Consider the following 24,595-nt stretch of genomic DNA (forward strand, 5'->3'; position numbering starts at 1 on the left):
CGAGGTCATATCGGATACCGCGAGCCGAGGTCCGGTGCGCGACGCGCGAGCGTGGCGTTCACCGACCGTGGTGGCGAGCGTACTCGCCGGTCGCCGACCGGCGTGGACGTGCGGATGAGTCAAGGGAGCCATTGACGTGCGGGAGTTGTCCACCAGATTCACCCGTCGCCGGCTGGCACTGATGGTGCCACTACTCGCCGTCGGTCTGACGGCCACCGCCTGTAGTGCTCCGGGTTCGGAGCCGACCGCGCCGGAGGACTCCGGCGCCCCGGTCAGCACCGAACTCGGGACCGACCCGATCACCCTGGAGATGTACGCGGAGACCGGCTTCCCGCTGGCCAAGGCGCTCGCCGACGAGTTCACCAAGCAGCACCCGAACGTCACGTTCAACATCCGCGAGGACCAGTTCACGGTCATCGTGGAGAACGCGCCCCGGGTGCTCGCCTCGGACAACGCGCCCGACATCATCCGGCTGCCCACCATGGTCGACCTGGTCAAGGACGGCCTGCTGAAGAACCTCGACCCGTACTTCGACGCGTACGGCTGGGACAAGTTCCCCGCCTCCCAGCTCGTCCAGCTCCGGCTGACCGAGGGCGGCGGCGAGCGCGGCACCGGTTCGCTGTACGGCATGGGCCTCGGCTACAGCGTGACCGGCGTGTTCTACAACAAGAAGCAGGCCGAGCAGGTCGGCATGACCCAGCCGCCGGCCACCATCGCCGAGTTCGAGGACCTGCTGGCCAAGGCCAAGACCGCCGGCCTCCAGCCGATCATGCAGTTCAACAAGAACACCGCCGGCATCAACTTCCCGTACCAGGCGTTGCAGAACCAGTTCGGCGACCCGGGCCCGATCGCGGACTGGATCTTCCAGAAGCCGGGCGCGACCTTCGACACCCCCGCCTCGCTGAAGGCCGCGCAGACCATCGAGAAGTGGGCCAAGGACGGCTACTTCCCGAAGGACGCCAACGCCATCGACTACACCGCGATGATGGGCGAGTTCCAGAAGGGCAACGGCCTGTTCATGTTCAACGGCGACTGGGAGTCGGCGAACCTGGACAAGAACATGGCCGGTGACGTCGGGTTCTTCCTCTTCCCCGGTGAGACCGCCGAGGCGAAGAACGTGGCGATGTCCGCGCCGAACACCTTCGGTGTCGGTGCGCGGGCCAAGAACGCCGACGCCGCGGCCTTCTTCCTGAACTGGGTGCACACCAACGACAAGGCCCGCGAGATCTCGGTCAACGTCGGCGGCTCGCACCCGGGCGGCCCGGCCGACCTGGCGCTGCCGCCGGTGACCGAGGGCACCGTACTGGCCGAGACCCTGAAGGCGTCCCAGCAGCTCGGCGCCGACAACGGCGCGGTGGACTTCACCGCCAACGCCACCGGTGGCATCTTCGCCGCCGCCATCACCCCCGAGATGCAGAAGCTGATCGCCGGCCAGCAGAACCCGGAGGGCTACGTCAAGGCGGTCCAGGCCGAGTACGAGAAGGAACTGTCCCGATGACGTCTGCCCTCGGCAGCGTTCCCGCCGGGTCGGGCACCACTGCCCGGCCCGGCGGGGCGGACCCCCGTCCCGCCACGCGGCCCCACCGGAAGCGGTGGGGCCGCGTGGCGCGGTGGAGCGGCTGGCTCTGGGTCCTGCCCGCCCTGGCCATGTACGGCTTCTTCGTCCTGCGCCCGCTCGTGCTGACCGTGCAGTACTCGCTCTACCGCTGGAACGGCATCGGGGCGGCCACCTGGGTCGGCCTGGACAACTACGTCACCGTCTTCACCGACAGCGACCTACTGAAGATCATCGGTAACGCCTTCGTGCTGATCATCTTCTTCAGCTTCATCCCGGTCGCCCTCGGCCTGCTGGTTGCCAGCCTGGTCCGGCGGATCACCACCGGCCCCGGCGGCACGCTGGTCCGGACCGTGCTGTTCCTGCCGCAGGTGATCCCGCTGGTGGCGGCCGGCATCGCGTGGAGCTGGGTGCTGTCCAGCAACGGTCTGGTCAACCAGGTGCTACGCGCCGTCGGGCTGGACGGCATCACCCGCGCCTGGCTCGGCGAGTTCAGCACCGCGTTGCCGTCGGTCGGCGTGATCGGCACCTGGATCATGCTCGGCCTCTGCACGATCCTGCTGGTCACCGGCATGAGCAAGATCGACCCGTCGCTGTACGAGGCGGCCCGGATGGACGGCGCCGGTCCGATCCGTGAGTTCTTCGCGGTGACCCTGCCCAGCCTCCGCCAGGAGATCGGCGTCTGCCTCACCGTGACCATCATCGCGGCGCTGGCCAGCTTCGACATCGTCTACATCTCGACCAGCGGCGGCCCGGGTATCCAGACCACCGTGCCGGGCCTGGAGATCTACCGGCTGGCCTTCTCCCAGCGCCAGGTCGGGCTCGCCTCGGCCCTGGGCGTGGTGCTGATGCTGCTGGTGCTGATCTGCGTGCTGCCCATCCAGCGGCTGACCCGGGGGGAGAAGCCATGAACATGACCACCCGCAGCGAGCGGCTGACCGGACGCGTCTTCCTGATCGCCCTGGTCGTGGTCACCCTGCTGCCGTTCCTGAGCATGCTCTCGGCGGCCCTGCAACCACGTGGCACCGTACCCACCGGTCTGGCCTGGCCGTCCGATCCACAGTGGGGCAACTTCGTCGACGCCTTCACCGCCGCGAACATGGGCGCCCTGCTGGTGTCCAGCATGCTGATCGTGGCCGGGGTGGTGCCGTTCGGGGTGCTCATCGCGACCATGGCCGGGTTCGGCCTCGGGCACCTGCGGGTGGCCGGCGGACACATCGCCTTCGGGCTGCTGCTGCTCGGCCTCACGCTGCCCTTCGAGGCGGTGGTGACCCCGCTGTACTACCAGATGCGGGACCTCGGCCTGCTGAACACCCGCTGGGCCATCATCCTGCCGCTGATCGGCCTCTACATGCCGTTCGCGGTCTTCTGGATGCGCGCCCACTTCACCAACGTGCCGCGCGAACTCTCCGAGGCGGCGCGGGTCGACGGCAGCAACACCTGGCAGTTGTTCTGGCGGGTGCACGTGCCGCTGGCCCGCCCGGCCATCGCCTCGCTGACCATCCTGCTGTTCCTCTGGACCTGGAACCAGTTCCTGCTCGCCATCGTCATGGTCGACGACGCCACCAAACGGACCATGGCCGGTGCCCTCGGCGCGTTCCAGGGACAGTGGGGAACCGATCTGGTCTTGCTCTGCGCCGGATCGTTGCTCATCCTCACACCGACGCTCATCGTGTTCCTGATCTTCCAGCGCCAGTTCATCAAGGCCCTCCTGCAGGGCTCCGTGAAGGGATGACGGGTTGAACGACACCCCGATCCACGGCCACGCCGACGAGGGCTTCGGGCCCGTCGCCGACGTGTTCCGGGACAACTTCGTCCAACGTGGGGAGGTCGGCGCGGCAGTCGCCGTCTACCTGCGGGGCAACAAGGTCGTGGACCTGTACGGCGGGCTGGCCGACCCGCGCTCCGGTCGGCCCTGGACCGCCGACACCCCGGCCGTGGTCTTCTCGGTGACCAAGGGGATCATGGCGATCTGCGCCTACCTCCTGGTCCAGCAGGGCCGACTCGACCTGGAGGCCCCGGTCATCCGGTACTGGCCCGAGTTCGGTCGGCACGGCAAGGCCGAGATCCCGGTCCGCTGGCTGCTCACCCACCAGTCCGGACTGCCCACACTGGACCGCTCCTTCACCCGGGCGGAGGTGCTCGCCTGGGATCCGGTGATCGAGGCGATCGAGGAGCAGGCCCCGCTGTGGCAGCCGGGTACGGCCCACAGCTACCACCCGATCACCTACGGCTGGTTGATCGGCGAGGTGATCCGCCGGATCACCGGGGAGACGCCCGGCGCGTACCTCGCCCGCACCCTCGCCGAGCCGCTCGGCCTGCGTACCTGGGTCGGCCTGCCGGCCGCCGAGCGCGACGCGGTCGCCTGGATGCTGGCGCCGCTCGGCGAACCCTTCCCGGCCGGCGACCCGGTCGCCGAGCGCGGGATCACCATGGGCGGCGCGTTCGCCTTCCCCGCCGACGCCGACGGCCTGGTCAGCTTCAACGACCCGGCCATCCAGGCCGCCCAGATCCCCGGCGCGGGCGGGATCAGCACCGCCGAGTCACTGGCCCGCCTCTACGCCGCCTGCGTCTCCGAGGTCGGCGGCGGACCGCTGCTCACCACCGCGTCCGTCGACGACGCCGTCACCGTCCGCGTCGCCGGTCAGCAGGTGTACGGACTCCCCGACGTCGGACACCGCTGGGGGACTGGTTTCCTCGTCCACTCGACGCCACGCCCGATGCTCGGCGCGCGCAGCTTCGGCCACGACGGCGCGGGCGGACACCTCGCCTTCGGCGACGACCAGCACCGGGTCGGTTTCGGCTACGTGGTCAACCAGATGGGCGGCGTCGTCGACGAGCGGGCCAACCTGCTCGCCGCCGCCCTGCTCTCCTGCCTGAGCGACTAGGCGGACCGGGTCGACGTCACGGCCGGCGAGCCGTGGCGTCGACCCCGCCGTCACTTGTTTGGCGCAGTGCGGCCCGTCCGGCCCGTCCGACCTGACCGGCCCGTGCGGCGCAGTGCGGTGACCACCAACAGAGGTGCGAACGCCTCCGCTCCGGCCGCCACCCGCTCGGCCAGACCGACCCGCCCACCGTCGACCGCCATCTCGGCCACGAACCAGGCCACCGGCAGCAGCAACCCGACCGCCAGCGCCACCCACGGCGCCCGTCGCGCTACGGTCCCTTGACCTGCTGCCAGTGCCAGGGCCGGCCAGAGCGCCAGCGCGCCGAAGGCGACGGCGGCGGCGAGCGTGTGGGGCACCGACCCGCCACCGTCGGCCGGAAGCGGGAACACCGCCACCGCCAGGGTCGCCACCCCGCCGAGGGCCAGCAGCGCTCGCCCGGCGGGTGCGAGGGGACGCAGCCCGGCGGCGGTCACACAGTGGCACAGCCCGAGCCCGGCCAGCGCGACCGTCATGATCCACCGGTCGGTCGCGCCGACGGCGGCGAGTGCGCTGATCGTCCCGGTGACCTGGTCGAACCCGCCCGGTTGGCGGGCCGCGCCGAGCGTCCACCCACCGATCAGGAGGACCGGCGCGACCACGGCGGAGACCAACGCCCATCCCGGTACGACTCGCATCACCGCACCGTACGTGCTGCCCCGCCAATCGGGCACCACCGGCCTGCCCCGGCCGTGTCGATCCTGCGCGTTCCCGGACCGCACAGCGCGGTTCACCACGTCGATCATGGAGTTCTGGCGCTCACAAAAGCCGCCTACGGTGCATTTCCTCAGCCACAACTCCATGATCGCGAGGCCAGGGGTCGACCTTGGTGCGGAGCGGCCCCTCCGAGGGAGGGGAGAGAGCGGGCTCGCCGGCCACGACGGGGGTGTCGTGGCCGGCGAGCTTCTCCAGGGGTCAGCCCTTGCGTTGGGCCAGCAGCCACTGGAGGATGCTGCGGTCCTCGTACGTCGGACCGTAGGCGGCGTGGTAGTCGGGCAGCGAGAACGCCTCGTTGCCGTACTCGGTGTAGCGCAGCAGCTTGGCGATCTGCGCGGGCGTCTTGCCCTGGGCCTCGTAGGCCGCGCGCAGGGCGGTGTGCGTGTTGCGGGCCAGCGAGATGTTGAGCAGGTGGTCGTTGACGCCGTGGGTGATCCAGAGCGGCACCTCACCGGCGGCGATGGCCTTGGCCTGGTCGGCACCGACCTGGAAACCGCCGGTCACCAGTCCACCGGCGAACAGGTCGGGACGCTTGGCGAACGCCTCCCAGAGCAGCCGGGAGCCGTACGACACGGTGGTGGCGTAGACCCGGTCGGTGTCCACCGCGTGGTCCTTGACGAACTGGTCGACCAGCCGGATCAGCAGGTCGCCCTCGGCGGGCAGGCCGACCCGCTGGTTCTGCGGGGCGAGCACGATGACGTCCTCGCGGCTGCCGGTCCAGCTCGACTGGAGCCAGGCGGTGGCCGGGATGTCGGCGGCGATCTGGACGCCCAGGTTGTCGCCGTCCCAGCCCATGCCGTGCCCGGGCAGGACGACCATCAGCGGGTACTTCTTGCCGGGCTGATAGTTCTTCGGCAGGTGGTAGTGGTAGGGCAGCACCATGCCGTTGCTCAGGTACGAGCCGTACGTGAAGTCGTCGACGAGCAGGTTCACCGGCTTCTCGGTGACCCCGCGCGGGGTCTTCGGGGCGGCCTTGGCCTGCACCGGGCCCTTGCCCTTGCCCTTGCCGGGCTGGGCGTGCACGTCCTTGCGCTGGGTCACCCGGGTGGGCAGCTCGGTGTTGACCTTCACGCTGCACAGGAAGGTCGGGCACTTGGAGACGATGACGGTCCAGCCGAGGTTCTCGGCGGGGTCCAGCTCGACGATGACGTACCGGCCGTCCACCGAACGACGGTCCGCGCGGGTGGTGGGCGCGTTGTTCGTGTAGGTGTGGGTGACCTTGCGGTCGGCCAGCTTGGGCAGGTCGTCCATCGGGTTGAAGCGGAAGTTGTAGACGGTGTCGGAGACCGAGAAGGTGGAGTTGTCGAGCTCTCGGGGGTTGACCGTCTGCGGGTACTCGACGGCGACGGCGGAGACCTTCTGGCCGTACGTGTAGACGGTGGTGATCGGTGTGACACTGCGGATGCCACCGGTGTCGCCACCGGGACCCTTCGACGCCGCGTACGCGGCTGTGCCGGAGGTGGCGAGAAGTGCTACCGCCGCCATGGCGGTGAGCGTCCTTCGCAGTCTCATCGGCCCTCCTTGTTGGACGCGTCCGGCTGCCGTGGGCAGATCCCGTGGCAGCGCCCCGGACCGGTTGGGGTGGTGTGGGGGAGGACGGGCGCTAAACTGATTTAGCAGAGCATCGGCGTCCGGCTGGTCGATGTCAAGACTGTGCCGGTGACGGCGCGGGGACCGACCGTGCGCCCGGGTGGCGTCGATGGCCGCCACGGGCCGGTCCCGATCCGCTGCGCCGTGGCGGCTCCCGGAGAGGATGGTCCGTTGTGGAGTCGGCGGCTCGATCGGTCACGGTGCGTGAGCACCCGGTGGGTGTGCGTCGACCGGATGCCTCGTTTCCCTTTGCGGGGCGACGGATGTGCACAGCGGGTGTCCGGGCGGTCGCCCCGGGCCGCGAGTTGGCGTATTCTCTGCTCTCGATGGACGTTATTCGGGTGGCCGGCGCGAATGCTCGACTTCCTTCGATGTGCAACCCCTTGACCTGCGGCGATTCGGCCGACCGGTGGAGCCTCGGCTTCGTTACGAGAACGTGACCGCTGGATTTCCGGCGAGGTGTTGACCCGGGCAATGTGAGCGCTAACACTTGGGCCCCGAAGTGCGATCCACGCAGCCGGTGCGACGGCGCGAGTTCCAGATTGGGGAAGCCAGTGAGCAGAAGAATTCTGGCCGCTCTCGGTAGCGCCGCCCTGGCGCTGAGTATGGCGGCGTGTAGTGGCGACGGTGCCGGAAGCGGCAACACCAGCGACGAGAAGCCGTCCGACCTCACCATCGGCGTCTCGATGCCGACCCAGACCTCCGAGCGGTGGATCGCCGACGGCAACTCCGTCAAGGAGAAGCTGGAGGCCAAGGGCTACAAGGTCGACCTCCAGTACGCCGGTGACGACATCCCGACCCAGTCGCAGCAGGTCGACCAGATGATCACGCGCGGCGCCGACGTACTGATCATCGCCGCGATCGACGGCACCGCCCTCAGTGGGCAGCTCCAGGCGGCGGCCGACGCCAAGATCCCGGTCATCGCCTACGACCGACTCATCCGGGACAGCCCGAACGTCGACTTCTACGTCAGCTTCGACAACTACAAGGTCGGCGTGGCCCAGGCCAGCGCGCTCCTGGTCGGCCTCGGCCTGCAGACCAAGGACGGCGGCAAGGGCGAGGCGACCGGGCCGTTCAACATCGAGTTGTTCGCCGGGTCGCTGGACGACAACAACGCCCACTTCTTCTTCAACGGCGCGATGGACACCCTCAAGCCGTTCATCGACGCGGGCACGCTCAAGGTGAAGTCCGGGCAGACCAAGATCGAGCAGGTGGCGATCCTGCGCTGGCAGCAGGAGGCCGCGCAGAAGCGGATGGAGGACCTGCTCACCTCCAGCTACAACGACAACAGCAAGGTGGACGGCGTGCTGTCGCCGTACGATGGCATCTCGCGCGGCATCATCACCGCGCTGCAGAACGCCGGCTACCGGGGCGCCGACGAGATCCCGGTGGTCACCGGGCAGGACGCCGAGATCGCCTCGGTCAAGCTGATCAACGACGGCATCCAGAGCTCCACCATCTTCAAGGACACCCGCCTGCTGGCCGAGCAGGCCGTGGTCGCCGGTGAGGCGTTCCTCCAGGAGAAGACGCCCGAGGCCAACGACAGCGAGACCTACAACAACGGGGTCAAGGTCGTCCCGTCGTACCTGCTGCCGGTCGAGACCGTCTTCAAGGACGAGATCCAGAAGGTGCTGATCGACTCCGGCTACTTCACCGCCGAGGAGGTCGCCTCCGGCCAGTCCAGGAACTGACGGCGGCACCCGGGGGCTCGGCGGCGGTGTCCGCCGCCGGGCCCCACCCTCTCGACCCAGTACAGACCTCACGACACAGATCGCCAGGACGGTGCAGATGGACGACCACATCCTCGAGATGCGTCACATCACCAAGACGTTCCCCGGGGTGGCGGCGCTGCAGGACGTCTCGCTCGCCGTGCGCCGGGGGGAGATCCACGCCATCTGCGGCGAGAACGGCGCCGGCAAGTCCACCCTGATGAAGGTGTTGTCGGGCGTCTACCCGTCCGGCAGCTACGACGGCGAGATCCTCTTCGACGGCGCACCGGCGAACTTCCGTGGCATCCGGGACAGCGAGGACCGGGGCATCGTCATCATCCACCAGGAACTCGCCCTGGTGCCGTATCTGTCGATCGCCGAGAACATCTTCCTCGGCAACGAGCGCCGGGGGCGTACCGGCCTGATCGACTGGAACCGCACCAACGCCGAGGCCGCGGAACTGCTCGCCTCGGTCGGGCTGCCGGAGAACCCGGTGACCCCGGTGGTGCAGCTCGGCGTCGGCAAGCAGCAGCTTGTCGAGATCGCCAAGGCGATCTCGAAGAAGGTCCGGCTGCTCATCCTGGACGAACCGACCGCGGCGCTCAACGACATCGACTCGGCGCACCTGCTCGACCTGATGCGGCGGCTGCGCGACCAGGGCATCACCTGCATCATGATCTCGCACAAGCTCAACGAGATCACCGCCATCGCCGACTCGACCACCGTGCTGCGCGACGGCCGGACCGTGGAACGGCTGGAGATGGCCTCCGGCGAGGTGACCCAGGAGCGGATCATCCGCGGCATGGTCGGCCGCGACCTGGACAGCTTCTATCCCGACCGGGTCTCGTCGCCGGGCGCGGAGGTGCTGCGGATCGAGGACTGGTCGGTGCGGCATCCGACGCAGGACCGGCTGGTCGTCCAGAACGCCGCCCTGAACGTGCGCGCCGGCGAGGTGGTCGGCATCGCCGGGCTGATGGGCGCCGGACGGACCGAGCTGGCGATGAGCGTCTTCGGCCGGTCGTACGGCCGGGACATCTCCGGCCGGTTGTTCATGCACGGCCGCGAGGTCCGGGCGCGGTCCGTCGCGGAGGCGATCCGCAACGGCATCGCGTACGCCACCGAGGACCGCAAACGGTACGGCCTCAACCTGATCGACGACATCCGGCACAACGTCTCCGCCGCCGGACTGCGCAAGCTCGCCCGTCTCGGCTGGGTGCACGACAACGAGGAGACCAAGGTCGCCGAGACCAGCCGGCGCGACATGCACATCAAGGCGCCGAGCGTGATGGCGGCGGTGGGCAAGCTCTCCGGCGGCAACCAGCAGAAGGTCGTGCTGTCGAAGTGGCTGTTCACCGACCCGGACGTGTTGATCCTGGACGAGCCGACGCGGGGCATCGACGTCGGCGCGAAGTTCGAGATCTACACCATCGTCAACCAGTTGGTCGCCGCCGGTAAGGCGGTCATCATCATCAGCTCGGAGCTGCCCGAGCTGCTCGGCATGTGCGACCGCGTCTACACGATGTCGGCGGGGCGGATCACCGGCATGGTGCCGGTCGGCGAGGCCACCCAGGAGAAGCTGATGGAACTCATGGCGAAGGACAAGGAAACCGTCGGATGACCAGCACCAAGCCCTCCTCGGTGTCGAAGGGCCCGTCGACCGAGAGCGCTCCCGCCGCCGCGCTGCACGTGGGCAGCAGCGACCCCCGTACGCTCATCATGAACAACCTGCGACAGAGCGGCATCTTCGTCGCCCTCGTCGTCATCGTCGCCCTCTTCGCGTTCCTCACCGACGGACTCTCGCTGAGCCCGGGCAACATCACCAACATCGTCCTCCAGTATTCGTACATCCTGGTGCTCGCGATCGGCATGGTCATCGTGATCATCGGCGGGCACATCGACCTGTCGGTCGGCTCGGTGGTCGCGTTGACCGGCGCGGTCTCCGCCGTGGTGGTGATCCGGGAGGGTCAACCCTGGTGGATGGGGGTGGTGGCCGCGCTGGTGGTCGGCCTGGCGGTCGGCGCGTGGCACGGCTTCTGGGTCGCGTACGTCGGCATCCCCGCCTTCATCGTGACCCTGGCCGGCATGCTGCTGTTCCGCGGTCTGACCCTGCGGGTGCTGGACAACATCTCGCTGTCGCCGTTCCCGGCCGAGTACAACAGGATCGCCGCCGGCTTCCTCAACGGACTCATCGGCGGTGACGGGTACGACGCCTTCACCCTGCTCATCGGCGCCATCGCGGTGGCCGGTTACGTGGTGAGCTGCTTCCGGACCCGGGTGGCGCGGATCCGCTACCAGCAGCCGGTCGAGTCGTTCGCGCTGTTCGTCGCGCGGATGGCGCTGGTCGGTGCGGTGGTCATGTACTTCGCCTGGCAGCTCGCGCAGGCCCGGGGCCTGCCCATCGTGCTGATCATCCTGGCCGCGCTGGTGCTGGTCTACGGGATGCTCACCCGGCGGACGGTCTTCGGCCGGCAGGTGTACGCCATCGGCGGCAACCTGCCCGCGGCGATGCTGTCCGGCGTCAAGGTGAAGACCGTCAACTTCTGGATCTTCGTCAACATGGGCTTCCTGTCGGCGGTGGCCGGCATCATCTTCTCCTCGCGGTCCAACGGCGCACAGCCCGCCGCCGGCAACATGTTCGAGCTCGACGCGATCGCGGCGGCCTTCATCGGCGGCGCGGCCGTCACCGGCGGCGTCGGCACGGTCGTCGGCGCGATGGTCGGTGGCCTGATCATGGCCGTGATGAGCAACGGCATGCAGTTGATGGGTGTAGACCAGTCGATGCAGTCGGTGGTGAAGGGCCTGGTGCTGCTCGTCGCCGTCGCCTTCGACGTCTACAACAAGCGGCGGGCGGGCGCGACCCGCTAGGGGTGTCGGTTCGGCCCGCGCTTGACGTCGTCCCACTGCTTGGACACACTCCCTCCGGTCGGCCGTACGCACCGTCGCTGAAGCCGGAGGTCGGGTTGGTCCAGGAGGAGATCCGTCGGCGCAACGCCGGTACGCTGCTGCGGCACGTGCACCTGGACGGCCCGACGTCCCGCGCCGGGCTGGCCGAGCGGATGGGCCTCAACCGCAGCACCATCATGGCGTTGACCACCGGGTTGAGCCGGGTGGGCCTGGTCCACGAGGAACCGCCGACCGACACCGGCCGCGCGGGCCGTCCCTCGCTGATGGTCCGACCCTCGGCCGACCGGTTCTATGTGCTGGCCTTCGACGTGGCGGTGGACCGGCTGGTGGCGGCGCGGGTCGGCCTGGGCGGGGCGATCCTGGACCGACGCGAGGCGGTACGCCCACGGGCCGGGCCGGACCTGCACCGCGTGGTGGCGGTGCTGGCCCGGTTCGGCCGCCAGTTGCACCGTGCCGCGCCGCCGCGGGCGCGATGCGTGGGCATCGGTGCCTCGTACTGCGGGATGATCCGGCCCGGCGACGGGATGGTCCGCTTCGGACCGGACCTGGGCTGGGTGGACCAGGACTTCGGTGCGGAACTCGGCCGCCGTCTCGGGCTCGGCCTGCCGGTCGCGGTCGGCAACGAGGCCCATCTCGGCGCCCAGGCCGAGCAGTGGCGCGGCGCGGGTGTCGGCTTCGACAACCTGATCTACCTGCACGGTGACGTGGGTGTCGGTGGCGGCATCATCGTCGGTGGCCGGCTGCTCGGCGGCCACGGCGGTTACGGCTGCGAGCTGGGGCACATGGTGGTGAACCCGTACGACGGGCGGCCGTGCGGCTGCGGCTCGTCCGGGTGCCTGGAGGCGGAGGTGGGCGAGCGGGCCCTGCTCGACGTCGCGGGCCGTCCCGCCGAGACGTTCGGTCGTGCGGCGATCCGGTCGGTCGCCGACGACGCCGATCGCGGTGACCCGGCCGCGCGGGAGGCGTTCCGGCGGATCGGGGACTGGCTCGGCATCGGCGTGGCCAACCTGATCAACCTGTTCAACCCGGGCATGGTCGTCTTCGGCGGGATGCTGTGCGACGTGTACCCGGGTGCGGCGGCCCAGGTGCGCAGCCGGATCGCCCGTAACGTGCTGCCGGTGGCGCGGGAGAGCGTGCGCCTGCGTACTGCCGCGCTCGGTGACGACGCGACGTTGGTGGGTGCCGCCGAACTCGGGTTCGCCCCACTGCTCGACGACCCGTTGGGCGTGCTCACGTCGGGTGGCGCCGCCGGTCGCTGTGCCACACCGACCACGGCCCGCCGGGAGCCGCCCGCCCGCTGCGTCTGAACGCCGGGCCTGACTCCCGCACGCCGACGCTGCGTCTCGCGCGTCGGGGCGTACCCGTCGAGGTGTGGACGCCGGGCGCGGCGGACCGGGCGGGTGTCGGGGCACCCGCCCGGCCCGTCACCCGGCCGTGCCGGGCGACGGGTCCGCGTCGATGCTCCGGGTCAGGCCCGGCTCCACCGTTGGTTGGCGGCGGTGTGGCAGTTCCAGACCAGCACCGTGGTGCCGTTCGCGGTGCCGTTGTTGTTCACGTCCAGGCAGAGGTTCGGGAACCGCACGCTGCTGATCGTGCCGTTGCCGTTGAAGGTCCACTGCTGGTTGGTGCCCCCGTTGCAGTCCCAGATCTGCACCGGGCTGCCGGCGGTGGCGGTGGTGGAGACGTCCAGGCACTTGCCGAGCACCTGGAGGGTCTGACCGTTCTGGGTGAAGCTCTGGTTGCTGTTGTTGTGGCAGTCCCAGATCAGCGTGGCCGTGCCGTTGGCGGTGCCGCCGTTGTTGACGTCGAGGCACCGGCCGGAGGACTCGCTGCGCAGCCGGAAGGTGGTCGGCGGGTTGGTCGTCCCGCCGCCGCTGACCCGGAAGACCGCCGTGCCGTGCGCCGGGACGCTGGCGGAGATCGTGCCGGTGCTGGTCGAGGTGCCGTTGGTCCAGGCGTCGCGGAGCGTGAACGAGCTGCCGGACTTGCCGATCGCCGCCGCCGTGGTGGACACGGTGGTGGTGGACGAGCCCTGGTTGAGCAGGGCCACCGCGACGTCGCCGTTGGCCAGCCGCTTGGCCAGCACCCGGCGGGTGCCGTCGTTGGACACCTGCACGGCCTGGAGGGCGAGCGGATCCTGGTTGATCGCGATGAGCTGCTGGTTGCGCAGGATGGCCAGGGTCGCCGCGTTGGCGTTGCGGATGTCGTTGCCGGCGATCAACGGCGAGGCCATGATCGACCAGAGCGCGAAGTGGCTGCGCATCTCGGTGTCGTTCATGCCCCCGTTGCCGACCACCATCATGTCCTGGTCGTTGAAGGCGCCCGGTGCGGCGTACGGGGCGAGGGGCACGGTGACGTTGATGATGTTCTGCACGCCCATCGGGTAGCCGTTGGTCTGCCCGGTGTTCCACGAGTTGGTGATGTCCTCGGTGGTCCGCCACATGTTGGCGATGTCGCCCCAGTTGCGCTGCGGGCCGGTCTTCTCGTGGATGCTGTTCGGGTTGATGCTGTAGACGATCGGCCGGCCGGTGGCGGCCAGCGCGTCACGCATCAGGGCGAACCCGGCCACCTGGTCGTTGATGGTGCCCCAGGGCGAACACCAGTCGTACTTGAGGAAGTCCACGCCCCAGGCGGCGAACTGGCGGGCGTCCTGGTATTCGTGTCCGAGGCTGCCGGTGGAGCCCGGCCACGCGCCGAAGTACTGGGCGCAGGTCTTCTCCCGGGGCACCTGGTAGATCCCGAAGAGCAGACCCCGGGCGTGCAGGTAGTCGCCGAGGGCCTTCATGCCGCTGGGGAACCGGCCGGCGTGGGCCTGGAGGTTGCCCTGAGCGTCGCGGTTCGGGTCGAACCAGCAGTCGTCGACGACGACGTACTTGTAGCCGAGGTCGCGCATCCCGGTGGAGACGATCGCGTCAGCCATCTGATGGATCAGCGCCTCGTTGATGTTGCACCCGAACGTGTTCCAGGTGTTCCAGCCCATCGGTGGGGTACGGGCCACCCCGTTGTTGAGCGCCTGGGCGGGTTTCGGCGAGTGGAGCCCGTCGACGACGACGGCCGTGAACGCCAACATCAGGACGCTCAGGACGGCCAACCATCGTGGTCGTGCGCGCATGCGGATCTCCTTCAAGGTCAGGGGGCAACAGGTGTCGTTCGTCGATGACCGACCACGAGATGCCCGTGCGGTGATGGGGCGGTGCGGGGTGCCTGGTGCGCCGTCGGGTGGGCGCACCGGTGGTGGCAGGGCAGCGGCCGGGCGAGGGTGCGCCGGTGACCGGCGGCGGTGGGCCCGTTCGCCGTCGGCCGTGGCCGCATGGAGTCCTCAGCCGGCCACGCTCAGCATCGATGTCGCGAATGTTATCGCTGACATTCAATTCTGTAAATCACTGTGCGGGGTGGTCGAGGGTGGGTCGGGCGGGCTTGCGGGAGGGCGGTCCGGCGTGACCCGAATGACTGTGCACGTCAGTGAGGGGTGGTGCGGTGTGATCGAGGCGGGGATCGGCATGATCGAGGGCGTCGCCAACACCTCGCCTTGATCGTCTGATGAATCGGTGATGTTAACGCTCATCTCGGGGTCCACCGAACGGGCCGGTTCCCGGGGCCGGACGGTCCCGGGTCGTCTCTCGGACGACTGCCGGGTGTCGGCCTCCGGGCACCGTCCACGATGCCCGGTGCGCGTACGGATGTGCGCAGCTCGCACGGGAGGGTCCGGCCCGTGCGAGCGGATGGTCGGCGGGTCGGCGGGAGGTGTGCGGCGTGACGGCCACCGTACGTGCCGGTCGGTTTCGGCTGGGTCGTCTCGGCAAGCGCTCCGAGCGGGCCGAAGAGGCTTGCGAGGGGTGCCGGTGCCGCGTCGTCCCGCCCTCCGGTACGGCCTGCCGCGCGCCCCGCGTCGGCGTGCTCGGCGTCCGGTCCCGTGCGGGTCGGCGCGCCGATCGGCCGGACACGTGGTGACCTGGGGCGGGGGCACCGTCGCCCGGCATCCTTCGGTAGCCTGTTGACGGCGGTCTATTTCTCGGTGTACTCCGTTACGGAGCTGTTGCCGGCAGGTGTCTTGACGGCGCAGGATGTGAGCGTTAACACTGAGGTCCGTCATCGGCCGGAGGTGAAGATGAGCGGAGTGGACGAAGCAGGCGACCGGTACGTCGTCGGCGTCGACTACGGCACCCTGTCGGGACGGGCCCTGGTGGTCCGGGTCCGCGACGGTGCCGAGTTGGGGACTGCGGTGCACGAGTACCGCAGGGCGGTCATCAGCACCGCCCTACCGGACGGCGGCACTCCGCTGCCGCCCGACTGGGCGTTGCAGGACCCCGAGGACTACCGCGACGTGCTGCGCCACGCCGTGCCGGCGGCGGTGACCGCCGCCGGGATCGACCCGGCCGACGTGGTCGGCATCGGCATCGACTTCACCGCCTGCACGGTGCTACCGACGCTCGCCGACGGCACGCCGCTGTGCGAGGTGCCGGAGCTGCGTCAGCGCCCGCACGCCTGGGTCAAGCTCTGGAAGCACCACGCCGCGCAGCCGCACGCCGACCGGATCAACGCGCTCGCCCACCAGCGGGGCGAACCCTGGATCGGCCGCTACGGCGGCAAGATCTCGGCCGAGTGGCAGTTCGCCAAGGGCCTGCAGATCCTGGAGGAGGACCCGGAGGTCTACCGCCGGGCCGAGCGCTTCGTCGAGGCCGCCGACTGGATCGTGTGGCAACTGTGCGGCGTCGAGACCCGCAACGTCTGCACCGCCGGTTACAAGGGCATCCTCCAGGACGGCAACTACCCGTCGGTGGACTACCTGACCGCGCTGAACCCCGGCTTCGGCGACTTCGTGGCCAAGCTGGACGGTCCGCTGATGCCGCTGGGCGCGAAGGCGGGCGGGCTCACCGCCACCGCCGCGGCCTGGACCGGGCTGCCGGAGGGCGTCGCGGTCGCCGTCGGCAACGTCGACGCGCACGTGACCGCGGCCTCCGCCCAGGCGATCGAGCCGGGCCGGCTGGTGGCCATCATGGGCACCTCGACCTGCCACGTGGTCAACGGCACGGCTCCGGCCGAGGTGGCCGGCATGTGCGGGGTCGTCGACGGTGGCATCAGCGACGGCGCGTGGGGCTACGAGGCCGGGCAGAGCGGGGTCGGCGACATCTTCGGATGGTTCGTCGACCACGCCGCCCCGGCCGGGCTCGACTCGCACGAGCGGCTCACCGAGCTGGCCGCCGCCCAGCCGGTCGGTGCCCACGGACTGGTCGCGCTGGACTGGTGGAACGGCAACCGGTCGCTGCTGGTCAACCACGACCTGAGCGGGATGATCGTCGGCCTGACCCTGGCCACCCGGCCGGAGGACATCTACCGCGCGCTGCTCGAATCGACCGCGTACGGCACCAGGATGATCGTCGAGGCGTTCGTCGACGCGGGTGTCCCCGTCCACGATCTGGTGATCGCCGGTGGACTCACCTCGAACAAGCTGCTCATGCAGATCTACGCCGACGTCACCAACCGACCGCTGGGCATCATCGGCTCGGCCCAGGGCCCGGCGCTCGGCTCGGCGATCCACGCGGCCGTCGCCGCCGGTGCGTACCCCTCGATCACGGCGGCGGCGCAGGTCATGGGCCGCGTGCACGAGGCCGTCTACCAACCGGACCCGGAGCGGGTGCGCGCCTACGACGCCCTCTACGCCGAGTACCGCGCGCTGCACGACCACTTCGGTCGGGGCGCCAACGACGTGATGCTGCGCCTACGGGCGATCCGCAACGCGGCGGTCGAGTCGACCGGGGCGCCGCAGGAGACGGTGGAGGTGCCGGCATGAGCGACGACCTGACCGCACTGGTGACCGAGTTGCGCGCCAGCGTCGCCCGGCTGCACGGCGAGCTGACCCGCTACGGGTTGGTCGCCTGGACGGCCGGCAACGTCTCCGCCCGCGTACCGGGCCACGACCTCATGGTCATCAAGCCCAGCGGCGTCGACTACGACGACCTCTCGGCCGAGAACATGGTGCTCTGCGACCTGGACGGCGTACCCGTCGAGGGAGAGCTGTCGCCCTCCAGCGACACCGCGGCGCACGCGTACGTCTACCGTGCCATGCCCGAGGTGGGCGGCGTCGTGCACACCCACAGCACGTACGCCACCGCCTGGGCGGCGCGCGGCGAGTCGATCCCCTGCCACCTCACCGCGCAGGCCGACGAGTTCGGCGGGGAGATCCCGGTGGGCCCGTTCGCGCTGATCGGCGGCGACGACATCGGCAAGGGCATCGTCAGCACGCTGACCGGGCACCGATCGCCCGCGGTGCTGATGCGCAACCACGGCGTCTTCACCATCGGGCGCAACGCCCGGTCCGCGGTCAAGGCCGCGGTGATGTGCGAGGACGTCGCCCGGACCGCGCACCTGGCGCGTGCTCTCGGGCAACCGGTGCCGATGGCGCAGGCCGACATCGACGCGCTCTACGACCGCTACCAGAACGTCTACGGACAACGCCCCTCGCCTCCGGCGAGCTCCTGACCGATCGCGGGTCCCGGCGACCCGCGATCTGATTCGCACCACCCGCACAGGATCCGCACCACCGACTCAGGCCGCCCGTGCAGCACGGCGGGCGGCGTGGACAACCGCACCCACTCGAGGAGATCCGATGAGGAACATGCGAATGCCGATGGCGCGTCGTCGCGCCATCGCGGTCGCCGCCGCCGTGCTGCTCGCCGGCAGCGTGGCGGCCTGCGGTAACAGCGACACCGGTGGCGACGCCGGTGGTGACGACGGCAAGCTCGTCCTGGGCTTCTCCCAGGTCGGCGCGGAGAGCGGCTGGCGGACCGCCAACACCAACTCCATCAAGGAGTCGGCGGCGGAGGCGGGCATCGAGCTGAAGTTCGACGACGCCCAGCAGAAGCAGGAAAACCAGATCAAGGCCATCCGCAACTACATCCAGCAGAAGGTCGACGTGATCGCCTTCTCGCCGGTGGTGGAGTCGGGCTGGGACACGGTGCTCAAGGAGGCCAAGGACGCCGGCATTCCGGTCATCCTGACCGACCGCGCGGTGGACTCGGCGGACACGTCGCTGTACAAGACCTTCCTCGGCTCGGACTTCGTCAAGGAGGGCCGGCTCTCCGGTGAGTGGCTGGTCGAGGAGAAGAAGGCCGCAAGCGGCGACGTGAACATCGTCGAGCTCCAGGGCACCACCGGCTCCGCGCCGGCCAACGACCGCAAGAAGGGCTTCGCCGAGGCGATCGCCGCCGACCCCAAGCTCAAGGTCATCGCCTCCCAGTCGGGTGACTTCACCCGGGCCGGCGGCAAGCAGGTCATGGAGCAGTTCCTGAAGGCCCACCCGAAGATCGACGTGCTCTTCGCGCACAACGACGACATGGGTCTGGGTGCCCTCGAAGCGATCACCGCGGCCGGCAAGGTGCCCGGCCAGGACATCACCATCATCACCATCGACGCGGTCAAGGACGGCATGCAGGCCCTGGCCGACGGCAAGTTCAACTTCATCGCGGAGTGCAGCCCGCTGCTCGGCCCACAGCTGATGGACCTGGCCAAGAAGGTCAAGGCGGGTGAGGAGGTGCCGCCGCGGATCGAGACCGAGGAAACCACCTTCACCCAGGAGCAGGCCAAGGAGGCCCTGCCCAACCGCAAGTACTGATCGACGCCCGGGGTCGCCGCGTGACGTGGCGGCCCCGCCGCGTCGCCCATTTCCCGACGGACTGGGCGCCTGGCCCGCCACCCCCGTGCCACGTCCGCCCGGTCGGCCCCTCGGCTGACCGGGCGGACGCCACGGGGGCTCCGTGGCCCTTCCCTCCAGCGAGAACCCAGAAGAGGATCTGATGGGATGACGGATAGCCGTCCGGTCCTGACGATGACCGGGATCAGCAAGTCCTTTCCCGGGGTGCGTGCACTCCACAACGTCGACTTCCGGCTCTACCCCGGCGAGGTGCACGCCCTGATGGGCGAGAACGGCGCCGGCAAGTCGACCCTGATCAAGGTGTTGACCGGCGTCTACGGCATCGACGAGGGCACCATCACGCTCGACGGCGAGCAGGTCGCCTTCAACGGGCCGATGCAGGCCGCCTCGGCCGGCGTCAGCACCGTCTACCAGGAGGTCAATCTCTGCCCCAACCTCTCGGTGGCGGAGAACATCTTCATCGGCCGGGAGCCGCGTCGCTTCGGCGCCGTCCGCTGGGGCGAGGTCCGGCGGCGGGCCCGGGCGCTGCTGGCCCGCCTGGAGCTCGACATCGACGTCTCCGCGCCGGTCGCGAGTTTCTCGTTGGCCGTGCAGCAGATGGTGGCGATCGCCCGGGCGATCGACGTGCAGGCCCGGGTGCTCATCCTCGACGAGCCGACGTCCAGCCTGGACGCCGGGGAGGTGGCACAGCTCTTCCGGATCATGCGGCAACTGCGCGACGAGGGCATCGCGATCCTCTTCGTCACCCACTTCCTCGACCAGGTGTACGGGATCGCCGACCGGATCACCGTGCTGCGCAACGGCACGCTGGTGGGGGAGTACCCGACCGCCGAGCTGCCGCAGCTCGCGCTCGTGGAGAAGATGATCGGCAAAGAACTCGACGTCCTCGAACGCATCGAGGAGCACCCCCGACGGGAACTGGCGGTCCTGGAGGGCGGCACGCCCTTCGTCGAGGTGTCCGACCTCGGGCGCAAGGGTGCGGTCGCCCCGTTCAGCCTGACCATCCACGCCGGAGAGGTGGTCGGCCTGGCCGGTCTGCTCGGCTCCGGCCGTACCGAGGTGGCCCGGCTGCTGTTCGGCGCGGACCGTGCCGACCGGGGCCAGGTGGCGGTCAGCGGCAAGGCGTCCGGCCTGCGCAACCCGGTGCAGGCCATCGACCACGGCATCGGCTTCTGCTCGGAGAACCGCCGCGCGGAGGGGATCATCGGTGACCTGTCGGTCCGGGAGAACATGATCCTGGCCATGCAGGCGGCCCGGGGCTGGCTGCGGCCCATCCCGCGCCGTCGACAGGACGAACTGGTCGACAAGTACATCAAGGCGTTGAGCATCCGGCCGCCCAACCCCGAGGTGCCGGTCCGCAACCTCTCCGGCGGCAACCAGCAGAAGGTGCTGCTGGCCCGGTGGCTGATCACCGAGCCCCGGCTGCTCATCCTGGACGAACCGACCCGGGGCATCGACATCGGCGCCAAGGCGGAGATCCAGAAGCTGGTCGTTCAGCTCTCCGACGGTGGGATGGCGGTGCTGTTCATCTCCGCCGAGTTGGAGGAGGTGCTGCGACTCAGCCACAAGATCGCGGTCATGCGGGACCGGGAGATGGTCGCGCACCTGACCAACGACGACACGGTGGACGCCGACCGGGTCATGCAGACCATTGCCAGCGGCACCCCGGGGGAGGGGACAGAGTCATGAGCGAACGGATCCGGCCCCTGCTCGGGCACCGGCTGTTCTGGCCGATCGCCGTCCTGGTGGTGATGCTGGCGGCGAACACGGTCTACCGCCCCGGCTTCCTGTCGATCGAGATGAACAACGGCCACCTGTACGGCACCCCGATCGACATCCTCCGGCTGAGCGCACCGCTGATCCTGGTCGCGCTCGGCATGACCCTGGTCATCTCCACCGGCGGCATCGACCTGTCGGTCGGGTCGATCTGCGCCATCAGCGGTGCGATCGCCTGCCTGCACATCAGTCAGGCGCCGGACCAGAACAGCTTCGTCACGGTGGCGACCGCGCTGGCGATGGCGCTCGGGGTGGCGCTGGTCCTCGGTGCCTGGAACGGCGTACTGGTCTCGGTGATCGGTATTCAGCCGATCATCGCCACGCTGATCCTGATGGTGGCCGGTCGCGGACTGGCGCAGTTGATCACCGAGGGTCAGATCATCACGATCAACTCCGGGCCGTACCGGGCGATCGGGTTGGGTCACTTCCTCACCCTGCCGTTGGCGATCTTCATCGCGCTCGGAGCGGCGCTGCTGGTCGCGGCCTTCACCCGCCGTACCGCGCTCGGCATGATCATCGAGTCGGTGGGCGGCAACCGGGAGGCCAGCCGGTTGGCCGGTATCCGGTCGGGCCGGATCGTCTTCCTGGTCTACGTGGTCAGCGCGGCCTGCGCGGCGGTCGCCGGTTTCATGATGACGGCCAACGTGTCCAGTGCCGACGGCAACGCCGCCGGCCTCTGGGTGGAGCTGGACGCCATCCTCGCGGTCGTCATCGGGGGCACCGCGCTGGCCGGCGGGCGGTTCTATCTCAGCGGCACCATCCTCGGCGCGCTGATCATCCAGACGCTCACCACCACGGTGTACGCCATGAACATCTCGCCGCAGACGGCGTTGCTGTTCAAGGCGGTCGTCGTGATCGCGGTCTGCCTCATCCAGGCCCCGGCGTTCCGCGCCACGTTCAACCGCCGCAAGCGCGGCACCCCACCCCCGCCGGCCTCGACGCCGCAGCGCCAGAAGGAGGAGGTGACGGCATGAGCGAGCAGAGCGAGCGAATCATCAGGCGCGGTGCAATGAGGTCTCATGGCGGCACGCAGCGAAGCGGAGTGACGGCATGAGCGAGCGGATGCGAGCGAATCATCGGTTCAGTGCGGTGGAGCCTCATGGCGGCACGCAGCGAAGCGGAGTGACGGCATGAGCAGTACGTCGTTGACCACCGGGCCGAGCTGGGCGCGGCTGCCCCGGCGGCACGTGCCGGTGCTGGCCACGCTGGCCCTGCTGCTGGTCATGTACGCCATCGGCGTGTCCCAGTACCGTGCCTTCTCCAACATCCAGGTCATCTTCAACGTCTTCATCGACAACGGTTTCCTCCTCGTCGTCGCGGTGGGGATGACCTTCGTGATCCTCACCGGCGGCATCGACCTCTCCGTGGGGTCGGTGGTCGCGATGACCGCGATGGTCTCGGCGTGGCTGCTCGAGGCGGGTCTGCCCGCGTTGCCGGTGCTGGTCATCGCGTTGCTCATCGGGCCGACGCTCGGGTTCCTGATGGGCTGTGCGATCCATTTCTTCGACATCCAGCCGTTCATCGTCACGCTCGCCGGGATGTTCTTCGCCCGGGGCATGTGTACGTTCATCAGTGACTCGTCGATCCGGATCACCGACGGTTTCTGGACCACGATGGCGCAGCACCGGATCGGCGATCCGGGCGGCAACTTCGTCTCGGTGAGCGTGCTGGTCGCCTTCGCGGTGGTGCTCGTCGGCGCGTACGTGCTGGCGTACACCCGGTTGGGGCGCAACGTGTACGCGATCGGCGGCAACCCGCAGTCGGCGCTGCTGATGGGGCTGCCGGTGGGGCGTACCCGGATCGCGGTCTACACGATCAGCGGCCTGTGCTCGGCGATCGGCGGGATCCTGCTCTCGTTCTACACGCTCTCCGGGGCGCCGCTGATCGGGATCGGGATGGAGCTCGACGTGATCGCGGCCGTGGTGATCGGTGGCACGGTGCTCACCGGCGGATCGGGGTATGTCTTCGGCACGGTGCTCGGTGTGCTGGTGCTCGGCGTGATCCAGACGCTGATCACTTTCGACGGTAGCCTCAACTCCTGGTGGACCAAGATCGTAATTGGCGGCCTGCTCTTCGCGTTCATCCTGCTCCAGCGCCTCATCGGCATCCGCTACAAGTGACAGCCCCTCTCGCGGAAGGCAACTCCCATGGCAACGCATCCTGAACCCGAGGTCTGGTTCCTCACCGGAAGCCAGGCGATGTACGGCGAGGACACCCTCCGGCAGGTGGCCGAGCAGTCCCGTCAGATCGCCGCCCTGCTCGACGACTCGCCGCACATCCCGGCCCGGGTGGTCTGGAAGCCGGTGCTGACCACCAGCGCGGACATCCTGGAGGTCTGTCGGGACGCCGCGGTGCAGGGTGCGGTCGGGGTCATCGCGTGGATGCACACCTTCTCGCCCGCGAAGATGTGGATCTCGGGTCTGGACGCGCTGCGTACCCCGTTGCTGCACCTGCACACGCAGGCCAACGTCCGGCTGCCGTGGGACGAGATCGACATGGACTTCATGAACCTGAACCAGGCCGCGCACGGCGACCGGGAGTTCGGCTTCATCCAGACCCGGCTCGGGGTGGCCCGCAAGACCGTCGCCGGCCACGTCAGCGATCCTCGCGTGGTCACCCGCGTCGGCTCGTGGACCCGGGCGGCGATCGGCTGGTCGGCGATGCGTTCGCTGCGTCTGGCGCGCTTCGGCGACAACATGCGCGACGTCGCGGTGACCGAGGGGGACAAGGTCGAGGCGGAGCTGCGCTTCGGCGTCTCGGTGAACACCTACGGGGTCAACGACCTGGTGCGGGTGGTCGACGAGGTCGCCGACGCGCAGATCGACGACCTGGTCAAGGAGTACGACGACACCTTCCGGGTCGCCGCCGAGCTGCGGCCCGGCGGTGAGCGGCACGACTCGCTGCGGTACGCCGCACGGCTGGAACTGGGCATGCGGACCTTCCTGGACGCGGGTGGGTTCCGGGCCTTCACCACCAACTTCGAGGACCTCGGCGGGCTGCGTCAACTGCCCGGCATCGCGGTGCAGCGGCTGATGGCCGACGGCTACGGCTTCGGTGGCGAGGGCGACTGGAAGACCTCGGTGCTGGTCCACACGCTCAAGGCGATGTCGGCAGGCGCGCAGGGCGGCACCTCGTTCATGGAGGACTACACCTACGACCTGACGCCGGGCGAGGAGCTGATCCTCGGCGCGCACATGCTGGAGGTGTGCCCCACGATCGCGGCGGACAAGCCGAACGTGGAGATCCACCCGTTGAGCATCGGCGGTCGCGAGGACCCGGTCCGGTTGGTCTTCGACGCCGAGCCGGGACCGGCGGTGGTGCTCGGCCTGGCGGACATGGGGGAGCGGTTCCGGCTGGTCGCCAACGAGGTGGACGTGGTACCCCCGCCGCAGCCGCTGCGCCGGTTGCCGGTGGCCCGGGCGGTCTGGCGGCCCCGTCCGCACCTGGCCGGCTCGGCCGAGGCATGGATCACCGCCGGCGCCCCGCACCACACCGTGCTCTCGCACGCGGTGGGGGTGGAGGAGCTGCACGACCTCGCCGAGATGAGCCGTACCGAGCTGGTCGTCATCGACGCGAACACCGAGTCTCGCCGGTTTGCCGACGAGTTGCGCTGGAACCAGGCGTACTACCGCCTCGCCCGGGGCTTCTGACCTCGGCACCCGCGGTGGGGGGGGGGGGGCCCCCGGGGGGGGGGGCCCCCCGCCCCCCCCCCGGGGCCCCCCCCCCCCCCGGGGCGGGGGGGGGGGGGGGGGGGGGCCCCGGGTGCGCC

At 69.6% G+C, this 24,595-nt stretch carries 18 protein-coding genes; 15 read left to right on the forward strand and 3 right to left on the reverse strand.

Features of this window, described 5'->3' with window-relative positions:
* The first annotated feature begins 136 nt into the window (after nucleotides 1-136).
* The 4 genes from ACIBMZ_RS27040 (at nucleotide 137) to ACIBMZ_RS27055 (ending at nucleotide 4,443) form a co-directional block, all read left to right on the forward strand.
* Complete coding sequence (locus ACIBMZ_RS27040) at nucleotides 137-1,498, forward strand: ABC transporter substrate-binding protein (RefSeq protein ID WP_396698522.1); 1,362 nt, start codon at nucleotides 137-139, stop codon at nucleotides 1,496-1,498.
* 104 nt (nucleotides 1,499-1,602) lie between these two features.
* A complete protein-coding gene (locus ACIBMZ_RS27045) occupies nucleotides 1,603-2,466 on the forward strand; it encodes a carbohydrate ABC transporter permease (RefSeq protein WP_396698524.1) in 864 nt (287 codons plus the stop codon).
* Nucleotides 2,463-3,290 (forward strand): carbohydrate ABC transporter permease, encoded by an 828-nt coding sequence (locus ACIBMZ_RS27050; protein ID WP_396698526.1) that lies wholly within the window; start codon nucleotides 2,463-2,465, stop codon nucleotides 3,288-3,290. Before ACIBMZ_RS27045 ends, ACIBMZ_RS27050 begins: the two co-directional genes overlap by 4 nt.
* 4 nt (nucleotides 3,291-3,294) lie before the next feature.
* Nucleotides 3,295-4,443, forward strand: coding sequence for a serine hydrolase domain-containing protein (locus ACIBMZ_RS27055; RefSeq protein ID WP_396698528.1), 1,149 nt, complete (start codon nucleotides 3,295-3,297; stop codon nucleotides 4,441-4,443).
* A gap of 50 nt (nucleotides 4,444-4,493) precedes the next feature.
* Here ACIBMZ_RS27055 and ACIBMZ_RS27060 read toward each other — a convergent pair whose 3' ends face one another.
* Entirely contained in the window at nucleotides 4,494-5,117 is a 624-nt protein-coding gene (locus tag ACIBMZ_RS27060; RefSeq protein ID WP_396698530.1) for a DUF998 domain-containing protein, read from the reverse strand.
* A gap of 277 nt (nucleotides 5,118-5,394) precedes the next feature.
* Complete coding sequence (locus ACIBMZ_RS27065; protein WP_396698532.1) at nucleotides 5,395-6,708, reverse strand: hypothetical protein; 1,314 nt, start codon at nucleotides 6,706-6,708, stop codon at nucleotides 5,395-5,397.
* A gap of 632 nt (nucleotides 6,709-7,340) precedes the next feature.
* On the opposite strand from ACIBMZ_RS27065, the gene chvE reads away from it, so the two are divergent.
* The 4 genes from chvE to ACIBMZ_RS27085 all read left to right on the forward strand — a co-directional run bounded on the left by chvE (nucleotide 7,341) and on the right by ACIBMZ_RS27085 (nucleotide 12,706).
* A complete protein-coding gene (chvE, locus tag ACIBMZ_RS27070; protein WP_396698534.1) occupies nucleotides 7,341-8,477 on the forward strand; it encodes a multiple monosaccharide ABC transporter substrate-binding protein in 1,137 nt (378 codons plus the stop codon).
* A gap of 97 nt (nucleotides 8,478-8,574) precedes the next feature.
* The gene (gene mmsA, locus ACIBMZ_RS27075; protein ID WP_396698536.1) at nucleotides 8,575-10,113 is read left to right on the forward strand and encodes a multiple monosaccharide ABC transporter ATP-binding protein; all 1,539 of its coding nucleotides are present in this window, start codon (nucleotides 8,575-8,577) and stop codon (nucleotides 10,111-10,113) included.
* On the forward strand, nucleotides 10,110-11,360 hold the full coding sequence (gene mmsB, locus ACIBMZ_RS27080; RefSeq protein ID WP_396698538.1) for a multiple monosaccharide ABC transporter permease: 1,251 nt from the start codon (nucleotides 10,110-10,112) through the stop codon (nucleotides 11,358-11,360). The genes mmsA and mmsB overlap by 4 nt, the downstream gene beginning before the upstream one ends.
* A gap of 95 nt (nucleotides 11,361-11,455) precedes the next feature.
* Complete coding sequence (locus ACIBMZ_RS27085; protein ID WP_396698541.1) at nucleotides 11,456-12,706, forward strand: ROK family protein; 1,251 nt, start codon at nucleotides 11,456-11,458, stop codon at nucleotides 12,704-12,706.
* 161 nt (nucleotides 12,707-12,867) lie between these two features.
* Here the strand turns inward: ACIBMZ_RS27085 and ACIBMZ_RS27090 are convergent, their stop codons facing one another.
* Complete coding sequence (locus ACIBMZ_RS27090) at nucleotides 12,868-14,511, reverse strand: glycoside hydrolase family 27 protein (RefSeq protein WP_396698543.1); 1,644 nt, start codon at nucleotides 14,509-14,511, stop codon at nucleotides 12,868-12,870.
* Between the two features lie 996 nt (nucleotides 14,512-15,507).
* On the opposite strand from ACIBMZ_RS27090, the gene araB reads away from it, so the two are divergent.
* From araB to araA, 7 genes are all read left to right on the forward strand, one after another.
* Nucleotides 15,508-17,190 (forward strand): ribulokinase, encoded by a 1,683-nt coding sequence (araB, locus tag ACIBMZ_RS27095; RefSeq protein WP_396698545.1) that lies wholly within the window; start codon nucleotides 15,508-15,510, stop codon nucleotides 17,188-17,190.
* Complete coding sequence (locus tag ACIBMZ_RS27100; RefSeq protein WP_396698547.1) at nucleotides 17,187-17,879, forward strand: L-ribulose-5-phosphate 4-epimerase; 693 nt, start codon at nucleotides 17,187-17,189, stop codon at nucleotides 17,877-17,879. Before araB ends, ACIBMZ_RS27100 begins: the two co-directional genes overlap by 4 nt.
* 127 nt (nucleotides 17,880-18,006) lie before the next feature.
* Entirely contained in the window at nucleotides 18,007-19,011 is a 1,005-nt protein-coding gene (locus ACIBMZ_RS27105) for an ABC transporter substrate-binding protein (RefSeq protein WP_396698549.1), read from the forward strand.
* Nucleotides 19,012-19,197: 186 nt separating this feature from the next.
* Nucleotides 19,198-20,739 (forward strand): sugar ABC transporter ATP-binding protein, encoded by a 1,542-nt coding sequence (locus ACIBMZ_RS27110; RefSeq protein WP_396698551.1) that lies wholly within the window; start codon nucleotides 19,198-19,200, stop codon nucleotides 20,737-20,739.
* On the forward strand, nucleotides 20,736-21,800 hold the full coding sequence (locus ACIBMZ_RS27115) for an ABC transporter permease (protein ID WP_396698553.1): 1,065 nt from the start codon (nucleotides 20,736-20,738) through the stop codon (nucleotides 21,798-21,800). Before ACIBMZ_RS27110 ends, ACIBMZ_RS27115 begins: the two co-directional genes overlap by 4 nt.
* 156 nt (nucleotides 21,801-21,956) lie before the next feature.
* Nucleotides 21,957-22,946, forward strand: a complete 990-nt coding sequence (gene yjfF / locus ACIBMZ_RS27120; RefSeq protein ID WP_396698555.1) for a galactofuranose ABC transporter, permease protein YjfF — start codon at nucleotides 21,957-21,959, stop codon at nucleotides 22,944-22,946.
* Between the two features lie 27 nt (nucleotides 22,947-22,973).
* Nucleotides 22,974-24,476 carry an L-arabinose isomerase gene (gene araA, locus ACIBMZ_RS27125; protein ID WP_396698557.1) on the forward strand — a complete coding sequence of 501 codons (1,503 nt, stop codon included), beginning with the start codon at nucleotides 22,974-22,976 and terminating at the stop codon, nucleotides 24,474-24,476.
* Nucleotides 24,477-24,595 lie beyond the last annotated feature (119 nt).

The organism is Micromonospora sp. NPDC049900, assembly GCF_044461025.1.
GTDB lineage: Bacteria > Actinomycetota > Actinomycetes > Mycobacteriales > Micromonosporaceae > Micromonospora.